Origin of the sequence: Psychrobacter sp. JCM 18902, from assembly GCF_904846615.1 — a bacterium.
Lineage (GTDB): Bacteria > Pseudomonadota > Gammaproteobacteria > Pseudomonadales > Moraxellaceae > Psychrobacter.
The window spans coordinates 1,145,169-1,162,532 of the sequence record NZ_CAJHBK010000001.1 but is presented as its reverse complement, the minus strand read 5'-3'; the positions used below and the strand labels follow the sequence as shown (position 1 = coordinate 1,162,532).

Here is a 17,364-nt window from a genome sequence, read left to right as displayed (position 1 = left end):
GTTAACCCCGCGCGATAGTCTCTTGGGTATTGTTGCGTGCTTTTTAAATAATGAATAAATGACATGAACGCTAAACTAAAACAATATATCGATGAGCTTATTTGTGAAGACGTCTTAAGTGGCACCTCGTTAATTATGTCAATCTTTGGTGATTGTATCTTTCAACGAGGAGGGGTTATTAGTTTAGCCAGTCTGATTCAACTCATGGATGTGTTCGGTTTCAACGAACGTTCCGTGCGTACTGCGGTGTTTCGCTTGGTGCAAAATGACTGGTTAAGCTCCGAAAAAATCGGACGTACCAGTTACTACCGCATTACAGAAGTCAGCCGTGAACGCTTTGCTGCCGCCCATGAAAAAATTTATGGTTTAAATCAGTGTGAGTGGGATCACAAATGGGACTTGGTGTTATTAAGTTCGGTTGAGCTTGGAAACAAAACCCTCCTCAAAAAAGAATTGGAGTGGTTAGGGTTTGCCAATATTACCACCAATCTCATGGCCTATCCTAGCTGTGATGAACTGCAGCTGCAAAACTTACTGTTTAAGCTCAATATGACTGAACAAGTGGTAGTGTTTCGTGCTGAAGCCTTGCACTTATGGCAAGAGTCATACCCAACACTTAAGCGTATGATTGAGGTGAACTGGCCCATCGAGCAGCTGCACCAACGCTATGATAAATTTATTAACGATTTTCGTAATGTTTTAAGCCTCATTGAAGATGGTGATCTTAATGAACTACAAGCGTTTCAAATTCGCATTCTACTGATTCACCAGTACCGACGTATATTATTAAAAGATCCGAATTTACCTCTAGAACTATTGCCATCGGATTGGCTGGCACTGACCGCGCGTAATTTGACCAGTAATGTGTACCAAATGATTATTAGTTCGTCTGAAGAGTTTTTTCTTAACATTGCTCGCACTGCTGAGGGGACTATGCCGGCAGCACGGCCACAGTTTTATAAACGCTTCGGCGGGTTAAAGCTTGCTGAAGGAACTTAAGCGAATGATGGCTGTAAACTTTTTTTGATATTTTTTGATAAGGAAACGATGATGCCTTGCTATGCCATTGACGGTGTAATACCGGTTATTAGCCCAAATGCTTATGTTCATCCAACTGCCGTGATCATCGGCGATGTTGTGATTGAAGCAGGTGTGTATATTGGTCCGTTCGCTTCATTACGTGCTGATTTTGGTGGTATTCGTATTAAAAATAACGCCAATATCCAAGACAATTGCGTTATACATGGTTTTCCTAACCATGTAGTGGTAGTCGAAGAGTATGGACATATTGGACATGCAGCCATTCTACACGGCTGTATTGTGAGAAAGAATGCACTAGTCGGAATGAATAGTGTCATTTTAGACGTAGCAGAAGTGGGTGAAAATAGCATTATTGGTGCTAATAGTACCGTCAAAGCGAAGATGGTTATTCCGCCAAATGTCATTGCATTTGGCAGCCCTGCAAAAGTGATAAGAGAACTTGAAGAAAAGGAATTGGCTTGGAAAGCTCATGGTACTCAGCAATATATAGATCTTACCAAACGTTGTTTGCACTCTTTAAAGGAAGTTAAGCCTTTAACCATGGATGCAGACGAGCGGTTAACACATGAGCAATTTAATGCCCAACATCATATCAAATCAGAACTTTAATAACAAAGGCCATCAATATTTAGCGGCTATTTCAAAAAGTAAAATCTATATCCATCCACAATAACAAGGAAGTTATTCATGAGACACTCAAGCCATCACCAAAAAATCAACGCTACAATCAGTAAAAAATCTCATCACAATATCACATTCAAGTCTACTTTAACGGCGCTAGTCGCCAGCTTAGCTTTTATTTATAGTGGTCAAGCACTGGCACATGGTGGAGAGGTGCATATGGTTCCGATTGAGGAAGCAATGTCTACAGCGGGTGCAGAGGTCACCTATGACAGTTATGCTGATATGTATACCATCACCAAGAACTCTACACGAGTACAAATCAAACCCAGTAGCGCAACTGCCATGGTTAATGGAAAATCCTTAAAAATCACCAACCCACTGGTTATGAAAGATGGTCAAGCTTTGGTGCCCGATACCTTGGCCAATGAAATACTCCAATCCAATTTAGACCAAACCTTTAAAGTAGAGAGCATACCGCATCCACTCAATACTTTGAGCAGTGATGAAATTAAGCAAGCGACCGCTATTATTCGTAAAGCCAAACCGAAAGAAACCAACTTAAGGTTTGCCGATATTCGTCTAAAGCAACCTGACAAAGATGCCGTGTGGCGTAACGTAATTGATAAAAAACCTTATGTTGGCGATCGTGTAGTCACTTTTACAATTCTAAAGGGTAACACTGTCATTGAAGGTGAGGTGGATTTAAACACCAAGTCACTTACCAGCTGGAAAACGCTCGAAAATACATTTGGTATGGTATTAGTCGATGATTTTATGGCCATACAAGACATTATTCAAACTAGCCAAGAGTATAAAACCGCTTTGAAAAAACGGGGCGTTGATGACGTGACAAAAGTGGTTGGAACACCATTGACTGTCGGCTATTTTGGGGGAAAAGATGGACTTTTAGATCAGCAACAGAGGATTCTAAAAATTGTCTCTTACCTAGATGTCGGCGATGGCAACTATTGGGCACATCCGATCGAAAACTTAGTAGCCGTTGTCGATTTAGATAAGAACAAGATTATTAAAATCGAAGAAGGCGGTGTTATTCCGGTACCTATGACCCCGCGCCCAATTGATGGTCGCGATAAAAAGGTTGTGACCAATAAACCACTGAACATTATCGAACCAGAAGGGAAAAACTATACCATTACTGGTCGAAACATTGAGTGGAACAATTGGAAATTCCATATTGGTCTAGACAGTCGTACCGGTTTACAGCTCAGCACCGTGACCTTTAACGACAAAGGCGTAGACCGTAAAATCATGTATCAAGGCAACTTAGGCGGCATGGTAGTCCCTTATGGTGACCCCGATATGGGTTGGTACTTTAAGTCTTATTTAGACTCTGGCGAATATGGCATGGGCACCTTAACCTCCCCGCTAGAAAGAAACGTTGACGCACCAGAAAATGCCGTACTCCTTGATGCGGTGCTTGCAGATTACCAAGGCAATCCTTATACCATTCCGAATGCCATCGCCGTGTTTGAACGTTATGCAGGCCCTGAGTTTAAACACCAAGAAATGGGACAGAAAAATGTCAGTACTGAGCGTCGTGAGCTGGTCGTACGCTGGATCAGCACCATCGGCAACTATGACTATATTTTTGACTGGGTGCTTCAGCCAAACGGTACCATTGGTATTAATGCTGGTGCTACTGGTATCGAGGCGGTCAAAGGTGTTATTGCAAAAACCATGCATGATCCAAGTGCTAAAGAAGACACACGTTACGGCACACTGATAGACCATAACATCGTTGGCACCACGCATCAGCACATCTATAATTTCCGCTTGGATATGGATGTTGATGGCGAGACCAACAACATCAAACGTATAGAGCCAGTCGTCGTACCCAATGTGCGCAGTGGCCCTCGTACCAGTGCAATGGAGACTCGCGAGACGACAGTAGTGACAGAAACTAAGGCGCAAGAGAATTTTGACCCTACTACTGTGCGTTTAATCAGCAATGCCAGTAAAGAAAATCGTATGGGCAATCCAGTGTCTTATCAGATGATCCCATTTGCAGGTGCCACTCACCCCATTGCGAAAGGCGCTAACTTTGCAGATGATGAGTGGTTATTTAATCGTCTTAGCTTTATGGATAAACAAATTTGGGTGACAAAATACAAGACGAATGAGCTATATCCAGAGGGTACTTATCCCAATCGCTCTGATAAAGATACGGGGCTAGGCGCCTTTGTTGCAGATGATGAGAACATTCATAACAAAGATTTAGTGGTGTGGCTAACCACGGGCACTACACATATAGCCCGGGCTGAAGAATGGCCTATTATGCCAACAGAGTGGGTGAATATTCTGCTGAAACCATGGAACTTCTTTGATGAAACCCCTTCATTAAATCTTAATCAAAGTAAAGACGATAGTAAGTAAACCTGACGTGTTTTTAACATAATGGGCTTTAATGTGGCACTCATATTGTTGCATTAAGGCCCATTATTTTTAGCGTTCTTAAAGCCAATTGTTTAAATCTACTATTTTTAAATCATTCGGGTCAACTCTATAGACAATAGATCCTAACAATAAGAGGATGAATAATGGAATCTTTTAATTTAATTATCGGTGGTAAAAGCGTTGCCACTACCGATTATTTTGATGTCATCAACCCTGCTGATAAATCGGTTATTGCCTGCTGCCCAAAGGCCAGTGTGGCTCAACTAGATGAAGCAGTCGCAGCAGCCAAAGCTGCGTTCCCTAGTTGGTCAGCACTCACCTATGCAGAGCGCCGTGACCACTTAATGCAGCTTGCTGATGCGGTTGAAGCTCGTGCTGATGTGCTTATGACGATGCTGACCAAAGAGCAAGGCAAACCCACAAAAGGTTTTGCCGATTTGGGTGCAGGCTTTGAATTGGGTGGTGCATTGGCTTGGATACGTGCGACTGCCAACATGGCGTTAGAGCCAGAAACCATTCAAGACAATGACTTGGCTCGGATAGAGTTACATCGTAAGCCACTGGGCGTTGTGGGCTCAATTACCCCATGGAATTATCCCTTACTCATCGGTATTTGGCACATCATTCCTGCTTTGCTCACTGGTAATACCGTCGTCATGAAACCGTCTGAGATGACCCCATTGACCGTACTATGCTTTGGTGAGATTGCTAAAGATATTTTGCCAGCAGGCGTATTGAATGTGGTGACTGGCAAAGGTGATATTGGTGCGGCGATGTCTGCACATGTGGACATTCAAAAGATTGTATTTACAGGTTCAACCCCAACGGGCAAGGCCATCATGAAAAGCGCTGCGGTGACTTTAAAACGTTTAACGCTTGAGTTAGGTGGCAATGACGCTGGTATTGTACTGGCGGATGCTGATATTGAAGCCATCGCGGGTAAGATTTTTGCAACCTCTTTTATCAATAATGGCCAAACGTGTGCCGCCCTAAAACGACTGTATGTGCATGAATCCGTGCATGATGAGTTGTGTGCAGCCTTGACCGCGATTGCCAAAAGTATGAAGACAGGTAATGGGCTTGATGAAGACACCGACTTTGGACCTCTACAAAATAAGGCACAATTGAATATTGTCAAAGCGCTTGCTCAAGATGCCAAAGAGCGCGGTGCAAACTTCTTATGCGGCGGGGAAGTGGTAGACGAGACCGGCTATTTTTACCCCATAACGCTGGTGAACCATATCAATGATGGCGCAAGATTGGTTGATGAAGAACAGTTTGGACCGATTCTACCGATTATTAAGTTTAGCGATGTCGAAGAGGCGATTGCCAGTGCCAACCGCTTATCTGTTGGACTTGGCGGTTCAGTCTGGTCAACAGACATCGAAAAAGCACAGAGTATAGGCTCACGTTTAGACTGTGGCACTGTGTGGGTTAATAATCATGCCATGGTGCAACCCGATGCTCCGTTTGGTGGTGTTAAAGACTCTGGGTTTGGTATTGAGTTCGGAGAAGCTGGTCTTAAAGAGTTTACTTCTATACAGACCATGCAAATTTTTAAATCTTGATAGATATTTATTACATAGCAAGCATCTAGTGACCGCTAGTTAAATGCAAAAAATATGGCTGAAGTAGAACAGGTAGTGAGTACTTATCTTTAGAGATGCTAAAAGCATCAGATTACATGGTTGTTAGTAGAAAAAATCAGTTATCTGAATATGGTTAGTTATTTTAATTGAAATAGGCTCATCTAAAACAAAAGAATATAGTTGACAGTAAAAAGGAGTTTTCATGTCTACTAAAAATAAATCAAAAGGTATTTCACGTCGCAATTTTTTAGGATACACCGCAGTTGCTTCAGGTGTGCTTATGTTATCTAAAGGTGCTATAGGTGCAAGTATTAATCCTATAGATAGCCATAGTAAGGAATTCGATTATGTGATTATTGGCGCAGGTTCAGCAGGCTGCGTACTTGCGAATCGTCTAACTGAAGACGGTAGTCAAGTACTTATTATTGAAGCAGGAGGTCCTGATAACAGTGAAATGATATCAACACCCATGCGTTTAATTGAGCTATGGGGTACCGAATATGATTGGGACTATAAAACTATACCGCAAAAAAATGCACACAATCGTATCTTAAATTGGCCACGTGGTAAAACAGTGGGTGGGTCATCTTCATTAAATGCCATGATTTATGTGCGAGGTAATGCATCTGATTATGATCATTGGGCAAATGAATTAAGTTGTGATGGATGGTCTTATAGTGATGTACTACCATATTTCAAAAAGTCAGAAAATTACTCACGTGGTCCAAGTGTCTATCATGGCGGTGACGGGCTACTTCATGTTACTGCAGATTTTACTCCTCATCCAGTCACGAAAGCGATAGTTGATGCTGCTATAGAGTCTGGTATCCCTTTCAATGATGACAGCAATGGGGAGACACAAGAAGGGGTCAGTTATACTGATTTAAATACGAAAGATGGGAAGAGACACTCCACAGCAGTCGCTTTCTTACGTCCAGCTCTCAATCGTCCTAATTTATCATTAATAACTAACTCACGTGTCCATAAAGTAAATATAACAAAGGGTGTAGCAACAGGTGTTACATATCGTCAAGAAGGCACTATCAAAACAGTCAAAGCTAAAAAAGAAGTGATTGTATGTGGCGGTGCTATTGAGTCTCCTCGTATTTTGATGCTATCAGGCATTGGGTTAAAATCAGAGTTAGAAAAGCTTGGTATTAATGTGGTTGTCGATAGCCCCGGTGTAGGTGAAAACCTCCACGATCATAACTTAAGCCCTGTAATATACGAAGGAAAGAAAGAGGTTCCACCACCAAGTGACATGTCTATTCAAGTATTGCATGCTCATATGTTTGCAAAAACTCAGACAGCTCTACTAGGGGCCGATATGCAGCCACTTTTTTTCCATGTTCCTTATTACGCACCTGGTCAAGATAGTTCCGTTCAAAATGCATTCTCTCTAGTAGCTGCAGGAGTTAGACCGACCTCACGCGGCAGGATTACACTAAACAGTGCTAATCCTGATGATAAGATGAATATCGATCCCAATGTACTTGATACACAATATGATGTCGATACATTAGTGACTTCGATTAAACAGATGCGCAATATCGCAAACCAACCAGCTTTAGTGGAGTGGCGTGGTCGAGAAATATATCCAGGTGAAGATGTTAAAACAGATGAACAAATTGCAGAGTATGCACGATCATCAGTTGTCAGTTACCATCACCAAAATGGCACCTGTAAAATGGGAATTGATAGTTTGGCAGTGGTAACACCACGATTAAAGGTTCGAGGTGTTAAAAGATTGCGTGTGGTAGATGCCTCTATTTTCCCGTTCGTTATGGCTGGTAATACCAATGCACCTACAATTATGGTAGCAGAAAAGGCAGCTGATATGATTAAAGAGGACAATGTATAAATTACATATTAAGTCGGACATCTAAATCCGACTCCATGTAAATACTGTTTAGCTTGTAAAATAAATGAAGGGAACCCATAAGCTGATAACTTATGGGTTTTTTTGGCTATGCTGAGTATCATTGGATATATTGAATTGTATTATAGTCAGACTAGGATTCGAAAGGCTTTAGGTTATAAATCGCCAAGACAAGTGTGGTTTGATTATTATCGTCAAGCTGCGTAACTAAAATCTCCCAAGTTTATCTATACGGATTTGACGGCATAGGTCAAGAAAGGTAGTGCAGATAATATCGAGATATTAGCAAGCTACGTGACACAGTTTGGCAAATATTTATTGTTCAGATTGAGGGCACGCCTTAGTATAGATACCGTCCAGTCGAAAATTCTTGAAGTAACTTAGGGACTTTGTAGGATTGGGAAGTGGTTGAAAAAAATACGCGACGTCTTACAATTTTGTTTACCACAACAAAGAAAAAGGCTATGACGGGTAGCGACGTAAGAGATTGTATCTTTGAGAGATGTGAATGCTCGTTAAGCCAAATTAAAAACGCAACAACAATACGCTAAACTGGTACTTATATGGCTGTCGCCACTTGGTAGAAAGTGTTCAGAGGTATTACTACTCGCTTGTGTCTTTATTTAGTTTAGGAACTATAATTTATAGTATTTTGACTTCCACTCTAGCGTCGATCAAGCCAAAAATAATATTTTTATCATCAAAAAAATGGTTGTCTCGTATTTATGAAGCATGTCGCCTTATATTCATGAAAATATAGATTGGACTAAATGACAGTGGTCAGATAAAAAACTGCGGTTATGGGCTAGTAACATGCAGATACCACTAGGCCGGTTACTTGGAAAACTGCTAACGCTATGGTTCAATTTAAATATTGAGGTACGATTAGATTCTGTTCATAACAAAAAATATCGAATCACTAGACGAACCCTGTGCGAAAGAGCGTACCAACGACAACAAAGGCGACAGAAAACAAAGTGACCAATATGATATTGATTGAAAACCCTTTCAGGGTCTGAACAGACAGTCTGGGTATCCGATAGAAACGAGCGTGTAAAGCAACCAGAACAGTCATTAGCAATAATAGTGATTTGAGACTAGGGCGTGTCCTCATTTTAAAAATGGGGGTAAAAATGAGATAAATTGCCGTCAAACAAGGAAAGTAGCGCAAATAATATCGAGATATTAATAAGCTAGTTGACGATGTTTGGCAAAATTTAGCCATTTTTAGTCCATTTAGATAATAATCGATTGAATTGAGGACACGCCCTAATAAGAATACTAAAATCATTATCAAGTTCAAACCATGCAGCAATGTTGGGTAATAGCTGGTAGGCCATCCAAAGTCCAGTGATTATTTGCAGCACCAAAGCTGGCATCCCAACCCTCTCAAACCCCAATATTAAGCACATCACCTAAGTAAAATGCTAACTAAAGAAAGGTTGTTAACACTATGCCTAGTATAGTGTTGGTAATCTTTTTTACTTCTATCAAAATCATTCATACCGTATATGAATTTATGATCTTGATATTCTTATACCCACACTAACGAAGTAGTTGGCATCTGACAAATATCAAGCCAGCCTATAAAGTGATTTTTCTATAGCGTTAAACTTAGTTAAAGATAGAGAAGATTTTGAGTATCAGTCAAGCTAGATAAGTCATTTCATTCGTATAATAAAATGACTTATCTAGCTTAATAGTGGCCAACATATATATCTGATCAGACAATAAGATACTACCCCCGCTGTTTCCAGCCCTCTAGACCTAAAGGTCATGTGATTAAGTACATCACGTCTTGATCTCCAGTCAGGCATGTGTGTATACAATAAAGCTTTAAACCTATCGTTATGTTGTCATTCTTTAAAGTGTAATAACTCATGCACGATAATATACTCTAAACAGGGAAGGGGCTTTTTAGCCAATTCAAGATTAAGTAATATTTGCCCTTCCTTGATATTACAGCTGCCCCATTTAGTTTTCTTCTTTGTACTTGCTAGCTAGAGACAGTTACATTGATCTGCTCAGACTATTTAACTGCGAATCCTTACCTTGCACAGTTATTGTTCAATTACCCTCGATTTATGCAAAATTAATTGATAAGTAAATAATAATTTTATATCGTTACAATTCTTCAGGAACTGTGACATTTGTAAGCCATTGCGCCACTACACATCGGAAAGGGGTATAAAATAACTAGTAATCCTTTTTATGTAGTTGTAATCCGTGTGATTGCTAACTAATGATATGAAAGTAAAGATATTAAATAGTTTTGACTGAACTACTAGCTTACTAGGGCGTGTCCCTAATTCAGTTTGCAATGAATCATAGTACAAGCTAGATACAGCATAGACTTATAATTACGAGCCAATTTTTCGTATCTAGTCGCAATACTACGGAAGTGCTTTAGCCTTGCAAACGTGTTTTCAACTAAGTGTCGTAGCTTATATAAATAGTGATCAAACGCTACATCTGGTTGTTTAGCATTTTTTTTTTAGGGATGACAGGGCTTATGTTATCTTGCTTTAGCCTAGTTCTAATGGTTTCAGAATCATAAGCTTTATCAGCAATAAAGTAGGTCGCATCCGTTAGCATCTCTATAATATCATCTACCGCTTGGCTGTCGTGGACGTCACCCCCAGTGATTTTAAAATCAATCGGGTTTCCATGCGAATCGACGGCGAGATGAATCTTGGTAGTGGTTCCACCTCGTGACTTTCCAGTGGCTCGAAGCTCTCCTCGTCTTGCGCCGCTTGAATGCTGATGACAGCGGATATAGCTTCCGTCTGCGAATACCCATTCTTCATCAATACTTGCTCGTAGGTCAAAAAAATTGTTCCCACAACCCCTTTTTTGACAACCTATTAAAACGGTTGTAGGCCGTTTTCCATGGGCATAGCTCACTCGGTATATCACGCCATGGCGCGCCTGTACGAAGTTTCCACAATATGGCTTCCATGACTTGTTTGTCGTTTTTCCAAGTATGACAGCCATGAGCCTTCATGGTACTTTGGAGTTGTTCCCATGTATTATCGGTGAGCACTGTTCTTGCCATAATTTAGAGAGCCCTGTTTGAAATAGTCTCTTTATTTTAAAGCCTTTATACTTACTTTTACAGATTAGGGACACGCCCTAGTAGGTAATGACAAGTGTTTAATAAAGACTGATAACTAGGTATGATAGGTGTTTAAAGGGATTGAGGTAATGCGAGGTTATGTCTAAATACAATGATTGGTGCGCCCACCAAGACTCGAACTCGGATCGATCGCTTAGGAGGCAACTGCTCTATCCTGTTGAGCTATAGGCGCATTTTGGAATAACATTGTAGGAAAAATCGCTCATAAAAGCAATCAACAAAATATAAAGATTTTATCATTACTTGCCATTACTCAAGGCGTCAGCGACATTCACAGTGTTGGCATTTGCTGCTTTTTGTGCACGTGATGTTGGATTAAACAAGTCATTTACACTGTTTTTATAACCTTCGATATTATAATAATCGTACTTTTCTAATATATCTTGTCCGGTACTCGAAAGTAAAAAATTACGAAAGTTAATAGCAGCAGTATTCTCTGTCAAAATAACCCCTTCAAGCGCTTGCTTGTCTCTCAATGCATAGCTGAAAGAATTTAGGGTACGTGCCTCTGCATTGTCAGTCTCAATGGCACCAGTCTCAGCAGTATCTACTTTTTTATCATCAGTATTGCTGATATTTTCTTTGTCTTGGTTTATTTTATCTTGAGCCGCTTTTAGCTCTGCTTGTAACGGTGTCAGACGGTCTGCAGATAGGCTGTCGTTAGCGATGATCATGTCTATATCAGCGCCAAATTCAGAGTGTTTATCATGGCTAGGATTGGCGTTTGATAATGTTAAGAGGTCGCTGGCAGGTACATAACTTGGCACAACCTGCACATGAGGATAACGAGATTCGAAGCTAACGATGATATCGTCCAAGGGTGCTTGTAAATCCTCTTCTGCCTTTATATACAGCGTACTGTCGGTGAGGGTATTTACCTCGTCTTGAGTGGTGGCTGACGGCTCATTTGCATTTGCCATAATCGGTAGGGGATCTATATTTTTACGGTTATTGCTCCATAACCACGTAAAGATTGCAATAAAGATTATCAGCAGCAGTAAAATTAGCCCAGCCAGTAGCAGCTTGTAGTCTCTCATATGTTACTGCTCTTCTCTTAATGGGTTTGTGTCAAGTTTACATAAAATGCGGTGTATGACGTATTATTTTTAAAGCTGTTGGTGTAACACTTCATCTGCTAAGTCCGCAAGCATATCTGCAAAAATATCGGTTTTTGAATCAGGTAAAAGTTTTTTCTCGCTATTATTCTTATGACCCATTGTACTATTTTGATTGGATAGCACAGGTTGATCGTTTGAGGGGGAGGTAACATCATTGTCAATGGCTTTTATTTGGTGTGCAGCCAATGGCGATTCGCCCATCGTAAGCTTGTCTTTAAGCCATTCAAAACCATGGGCTTCCCACCATGCTTCAAAGCGTGGCAGCGTACTCCCACGCACCGCGATAGGCAGATTCAATGTTCGCAGTTTTTGTGCAAGTATGGGGTCGTTAATGGCTTGATGGATGCTCAAATAAAGCGAGCGACTATCATCAGTATAGGGCTGTCTATTTTGCCACGATCTGTCGTCAATTTTCATACGTGGCAATTGCCACAATTCACCGCGATAGTATACAACATATAAACGTCGTTTAGGATGAACGAAAATGGCATCAATGGGACGCAAGGGCATAGTATTAAATTATTCCGTTAAAAAAGGGTTATGGACATAAAAATTACAGCAATTAATCTGACAGCAGCACTGACTTCTCTATTCATAAATATGAGACTTATCAATGCGACACTATCTGTCGTAAGATATTATAATAGTGGCACATATACTAGTAAACGATAGCTATCGATGGCACACTAATCAGCAGCCTGTTTTATGATTGTTATAAATAATCACTGATGATACAAGGATAGTTAATCGTTGTTGTCATTTGCATCGTGTTTATGACAGCCATGCTAGCAGAAATACATTGTAGTAACGACCGCGAAACATAGATTGGTGAGTATCCTTCGTGGTATTCCTTAGCAGCCATCAATATGCATTAGAAAGTTAACGCAAATGCTATTCCATTTCAGGCATTCACGACCGTCTACATCACACTATCACTCATATTATAACTTCAATCAGACTATCCTCTATGTTTACCATTATTCAATCGCACCGCACCGAAAACCTTGTTGATCAACTGCTTGTGCAATATCAGTCTAAGGATCAGCCTGTTTTTGAGCCTTTTATTGTCATTGTGCCCTCAATGGTATTGGGCGATTGGTTGGACAAAACCATTGCCAGCCGTGCTGGTATTAGTACCTTGGTGCGTACTAAGTTCTGGGGTCAGTATCAATGGACGCTCATGCAGGATGTATTAACCCGCCATAACGCTTCTTTGCTAGCGCAAAACCCTGAAGCGGAAACTCTTAATGTACCAGAAGTGGCGGTGTTGTCACCAACGGTCATGCAGTGGCGATTGTTTGGCTATTTGACCTACTATCAAGAGGCGATTGTCACAGATGAGAAGCATCCAGTTAATCCACTATTAGCTTCTTTGATTGATGAGCCGCAGGCAGATACTCATCAAGACAATGTGCGACAGGACATTATAAAGGACAAGTCACAACAAGACGCCCGTATCTGGCAGTTAGCAAGCGATTTGGCAAGAGTGTTTAACCGCTACTTAACACACCGTGAGGATTGGCTAGATTCATGGTCGTACAACAAACCGCTGAATGTGAATGAGTTGATAGCAGACAAAGATGCATTGTCATTGCGCTTTGATAAATATACGCGCGGCACGCCTGAGTGGTTGGTTGAGCATTATGTTGAGTTAGAGGCGGCGCAACGATTTTTGTGGTCGCATTTGTTTGCTGACGTTCATCTACACCGTGTGGCACTGGAGCATGCTTTCTGGTCAGCCTTAAAAGACAACAAGGCGAATGAGCGTGCTCAGTTGCCCAAAGTACTGCGCATTTTTACCATTCAGCAGTTGCCACAGACCGAGCTTGATTTTTTACAGCGCTTGTCAAAATACATGAATATCATGTTATTGCATTACAACCCATCAAAGCTGTTTTGGGCGGATATTGTTGATAAATCTTGGTTACAACGCCAGCAGATTATTAACCCTGAGAGTGTATTTTTGCGTGATTATGGTCATAGCTTGCTATCACGTTTGGGCAAACAGTCGCGCGATGCTTTTGCGATGCTTGCCAATCTTTCAGGTAATGAGCAATACGACGATGCACTGGTTGAATGGCAAGATAATTTTGATGATACGCTGAGCATTGGTTCTAATAATGGGGTTGCTGCTGAGTATATCTATGATGCTAGTAGCGCTCAGAATAGTCCAAGTTTGTTAAAGCGTTTACAGAACGATGTGTTAATGCTTGATGAGCAATCGACTCAGCAAGCAACGGCTGCTACAGTCTCGCAAGCAGTGAGTCAGCAGATAGCGCCAAGCCTTGATGAGGATAAGCAAGCAACGGCTTGGTATGACGATGAGGCGTTGGAGAAGAAGCGCTTTGAGAAAGACCGTTTTTGGGCAATCTCTTCGCAAGATAATAGCCTAAGCATTCACTCATGTCATAATTTGCAGCGTCAACTTGAAGTGCTGCGTATCATGATTGGTCGTTGGCTAAATGAGCCTATCAAATCTGGTGAGAAAAAACGCCACATATCCGATATTGTTGTGTTGCTACCCGATGTTGAGCGTCATCATGCACTGATTGGCTCTATCTTTGTCAGTGGCAGAGGTCAAGATGGTTTGACTTTGCCTGCTAAGGTAACTGGTGTTGTTGATGCCGACATTCGGCAGTTATGGGAAGCGATTATCGGTTTTTACAAACTATTGGGTAGCCATAGCGCCCGTTTTGAAGCAGCTGAAGTCTTAGACTGGTTGATGTTGCCGCCCTTGTTTGAAAGCTTTGGACTGACTCATGAGCAAATGAGCCGTGGCTGTGATTTATTGGTAGAGGCGGGCTTTATTCGCGGTTTTGACGAGCTGCATCTTAAGCAAACGTTGGATAGTAATGATTACGACTATCGCTTTAGCTTTGCGCAAGCGTTAGACAGATTGACCCTAGGTCTGGTCATGCCAGAGGCTGAGTTGAGCGACTGCTTGTATCCTTTAGATGAGGATGAATGTCCAAGCACTGCCTTACCAGAAATGACTTTACCGCTACCACAAGTCAGCTTAAATGATACGTTGATTGTTGAAGCGCTTTGCCGCATTTATACCGGTTTGGTCGCACGACGGGATGACCATACAAAAAAAATGAAAGCGGAAGACTGGCTCGATCAGATTGAGAGACAAGTGATTCATTGCTACTTTGGCGATGTGGACCAAACGCGTACCATGCGCGCCATTTACAATGCGATGAATGGCTTTAAATCAAGTTTGCGAGCCAATCGTCACTATAGGCAGTACTCGAGTGGTGATGTCGACAACAGAGAAGTGGAGCAAAGGCTGGCAGGTGTGGAGCACTTGCCACTAAAGTTGAGCTTTATGCTAGACAGTATTGAAAACGAGCTTGAAAGTCAGCAAGTCAGTGCTGAGCCTACTGGTGTTATTACCTTTGGTAAGTTTGGTGCTTTAAGGAACGTGCCTTTTGAGTTGGTGGTCATGCTCAACATGGATCTCTCAGAGTTCCCTGGGCGTGATCGTGACAACCGCTATGATTTGATGAAAGCGACCAATGCTCGCCGCGGTGACAGAGTCAGTGAGGACGATGACAACGGTGCATTTTTAGATGCCCTGCTGTGCGCGCGCAGTGCATGCTGGATGTTCTACAACGGTCAAAGCTTGACGGACACTCATGAGCATCTGCCAGCCAATCCAGTGAGTGAGCTATTACAGTTTTTGCAAGGCGAAGTGCAATGGCAGGTGAACTCGCTTGAGACATTACCTAAGGATGTTGACCCAACCACCGAAAGTCTCAAGCGCTATTTGCCTAAATTGATTAAGCAGTGGTTGGTGACTGAGCATCCTGCTCTGCCTTTTCATGAGAGTCTGTTTGAAACAGAAATTGAAGGTACGAATGTTTCTGAGCAAGCGTCTTCTGATATTGATGACAATGCTAATGCCAACATTAATATCAATGCTCAGGATTCCAGCCCTGTTGAGATGATTGATGAGCTGGACATTCTCTTAAGTAAAGCCATGCGCAAAACCAAATTGGCGCAAAAAAAGCAATTTCCGCCTGCGCCGCTTTGGCAAGCGGTGTTTGATACACTAAAGGGCAGAGTGTCTAGTGAGCAGGTACAGTTGGTTGGCTTGCCCACAAAGACACAGTACGAAGCAATCGCTAAGATGCTTGGTCAAGGCTTGGGTCAGCTCGGTCAAGTAAACACTCAAACCTTGTCTGCATTGGTTGAACTATTGGCATTAGAGGCTGTTGTTGATACTAGCAATATCAGTGATATGACTCAGGTGCTCTCCCAAGCTGTATCTGATAGCATATTTAATATTGGGGAGATAGATGTTGAAGGTGCATTGGCTTACCAAGTGCGCCATCCTGCCAAAGCGTTCTTACGGGCTCAAAAGGTGCATGTGGTACAAGGTGAAGAAGCACTGTCGCATCAAGAGCCATTATTTCTAAACAGTTTGACTACCTATCAAATCAAAGAGCACTTGATTAAACAGTTGGTTACTGATGAGAGTAAGAATAATAGTAATGCAGCGGCTGAAACCACTACTCCAATCCTGATGTATCAAAAAATCATGCCAGCAGGTGTGGCTCGCCAAACCACGCTACCCAATCAACAACAAAAACTGCAACAGCAATGTTTGGAATTTAAAGAGCAGTTAATAGCTAATGGTTTTGGCGAAAATATTGTACCCAATGAAGATGGGATAGAGGGTACGACAGGTTTGCAGCTACTAACGCCAACCGCCGAGCATCCTGTCCAGATAGAGCTAAAAAATATACTGAATAACACTGATAACGGGTCAAACAGCCAGACAGATATTAACGAGATAGAAGCACTGCTTAAGCTGTTGCCGAAAATCATTAAGATCAAAGGCTCAGTACCTATATTAGCACCAGTATCATTACCAACAGCAGTGCCGATAGATGCGCATGATAGCCACTCTCATATTCAGGCGGGCATGCCTTATGCTCAGCAATCACCCAAGCAGTGGTTAAACATATTGCCCAATTCTGCCAGTCCTAGGCATTTACTCAAATTTTGGTTATCACATTTGTATTGGCAAGTGGCCAGACGTACCACTGCTGAGCAAGTGGCACTCAATGATGGGGTGAGTATTTGGCGCTTTAATAAGCCTAGCTCACAAGTCAAAAAGTATGACAAAGTAATCGCATTTAAACTAAGCCCCATTGTCTATGAAGACGCTGTTATTGAGCTGATAAAATGGGCGATTTTTTCCAAGTTATCTGGGCAAGTGCCTATTACTTTATTGCCTGAATATGCACTCAATTACCTTGATCAGTGTTCAAAATCTGAAGATAGTGAAGGCGGCAGTTATTGGCCAAAACGAGCAGACTTTTCAGATTGGCTACGGTCTGGCTATCATACAGACACAGTATATGATACTTGCTCTCAGCATGCCATTTGGCAATATGTACTACGTGATCAAGATGGATTTAAGGCTTTGTCAGACGCGTTGACCACCTTGGCGCGACCATTGTACGAGCCGATGTTTACTGCGTTAATTGACTTAGATGGCTAGCCCATTATCTAGAACAGCCTCTAATTAATTTTTGCTATCTTGTTTTAATA

9 protein-coding genes, 1 tRNA gene and 2 pseudogenes are annotated in these 17,364 nt (G+C 41.7%); 7 read left to right on the top strand and 5 right to left on the bottom strand.

Annotated features, from left to right (window positions below; all coding sequences use genetic code 11):
- Positions 1-63: 63 nt before the first annotated feature.
- The 6 genes and pseudogenes from JMY05_RS04745 to JMY05_RS04720 all read left to right on the top strand — a co-directional run.
- Positions 64-999: a PaaX family transcriptional regulator C-terminal domain-containing protein gene (locus tag JMY05_RS04745; RefSeq protein ID WP_045447527.1), complete on the top strand. Its 936-nt coding sequence runs from the start codon at positions 64-66 to the stop codon at positions 997-999.
- A 51-nt stretch (positions 1,000-1,050) separates the two neighbouring features.
- On the top strand, positions 1,051-1,650 hold the full coding sequence (locus JMY05_RS04740) for a gamma carbonic anhydrase family protein (RefSeq protein WP_201615346.1): 600 nt from the start codon (positions 1,051-1,053) through the stop codon (positions 1,648-1,650).
- Positions 1,651-1,728: 78 nt separating this feature from the next.
- Positions 1,729-4,059, top strand: coding sequence for a primary-amine oxidase (tynA, locus tag JMY05_RS04735; RefSeq protein ID WP_201614287.1), 2,331 nt, complete (start codon positions 1,729-1,731; stop codon positions 4,057-4,059).
- A 164-nt stretch (positions 4,060-4,223) separates the two neighbouring features.
- Positions 4,224-5,648, top strand: coding sequence for an aldehyde dehydrogenase family protein (locus JMY05_RS04730; protein ID WP_201614285.1), 1,425 nt, complete (start codon positions 4,224-4,226; stop codon positions 5,646-5,648).
- Positions 5,649-5,871: 223 nt separating this feature from the next.
- A complete protein-coding gene (locus tag JMY05_RS04725) occupies positions 5,872-7,530 on the top strand; it encodes a GMC family oxidoreductase (protein WP_201614283.1) in 1,659 nt (552 codons plus the stop codon).
- 99 nt (positions 7,531-7,629) lie between these two features.
- Positions 7,630-7,755: pseudogene (locus JMY05_RS04720) on the top strand (IS3 family transposase); the annotation flags it as partial.
- A 1,649-nt stretch (positions 7,756-9,404) separates the two neighbouring features.
- Here JMY05_RS04720 and JMY05_RS13960 read toward each other — a convergent pair.
- The 5 genes and pseudogenes from JMY05_RS13960 to JMY05_RS04695 all read right to left on the bottom strand — a co-directional run bounded on the left by JMY05_RS13960 (position 9,405) and on the right by JMY05_RS04695 (position 12,312).
- Entirely contained in the window at positions 9,405-9,491 is an 87-nt protein-coding gene (locus tag JMY05_RS13960; protein WP_265089060.1) for a M48 family metallopeptidase, read from the bottom strand.
- 362 nt (positions 9,492-9,853) lie between these two features.
- A pseudogene (locus tag JMY05_RS04710) lies at positions 9,854-10,603 on the bottom strand (IS5 family transposase).
- A gap of 177 nt (positions 10,604-10,780) precedes the next feature.
- A tRNA-Arg gene (locus tag JMY05_RS04705) sits at positions 10,781-10,856 on the bottom strand.
- A gap of 67 nt (positions 10,857-10,923) precedes the next feature.
- Positions 10,924-11,721 (bottom strand): hypothetical protein, encoded by a 798-nt coding sequence (locus tag JMY05_RS04700; protein ID WP_045447232.1) that lies wholly within the window; start codon positions 11,719-11,721, stop codon positions 10,924-10,926.
- A 69-nt stretch (positions 11,722-11,790) separates the two neighbouring features.
- A complete protein-coding gene (locus tag JMY05_RS04695) occupies positions 11,791-12,312 on the bottom strand; it encodes a hypothetical protein (protein ID WP_045447235.1) in 522 nt (173 codons plus the stop codon).
- 457 nt (positions 12,313-12,769) lie between these two features.
- Here JMY05_RS04695 and JMY05_RS04690 point away from each other — a divergent pair, with 457 nt between their 5' ends.
- On the top strand, positions 12,770-17,314 hold the full coding sequence (locus tag JMY05_RS04690) for an exodeoxyribonuclease V subunit gamma (RefSeq protein WP_201614281.1): 4,545 nt from the start codon (positions 12,770-12,772) through the stop codon (positions 17,312-17,314).
- Positions 17,315-17,364 lie beyond the last annotated feature (50 nt).

Excerpts from the sequence above, each read along its gene's own strand:
- JMY05_RS04740 (WP_201615346.1), top strand. The coding sequence starts at position 1,051 with ATGCCTTGCTATGCCATTGACGGTGTAATACCGGTTATTAGCCCAAAT.
- JMY05_RS04730 (WP_201614285.1), top strand. The coding sequence starts at position 4,224 with ATGGAATCTTTTAATTTAATTATCGGTGGTAAAAGCGTTGCCACTACC.
- JMY05_RS04695 (WP_045447235.1), bottom strand. The coding sequence starts at position 12,312 with ATGCCCTTGCGTCCCATTGATGCCATTTTCGTTCATCCTAAACGACGT.
- JMY05_RS04745 (WP_045447527.1), top strand. The coding sequence starts at position 64 with ATGAACGCTAAACTAAAACAATATATCGATGAGCTTATTTGTGAAGAC.
- JMY05_RS04690 (WP_201614281.1), top strand. The coding sequence starts at position 12,770 with ATGTTTACCATTATTCAATCGCACCGCACCGAAAACCTTGTTGATCAA.
- tynA (WP_201614287.1), top strand. The coding sequence starts at position 1,729 with ATGAGACACTCAAGCCATCACCAAAAAATCAACGCTACAATCAGTAAA.
- JMY05_RS04725 (WP_201614283.1), top strand. The coding sequence starts at position 5,872 with ATGTCTACTAAAAATAAATCAAAAGGTATTTCACGTCGCAATTTTTTA.
- JMY05_RS04700 (WP_045447232.1), bottom strand. The coding sequence starts at position 11,721 with ATGAGAGACTACAAGCTGCTACTGGCTGGGCTAATTTTACTGCTGCTG.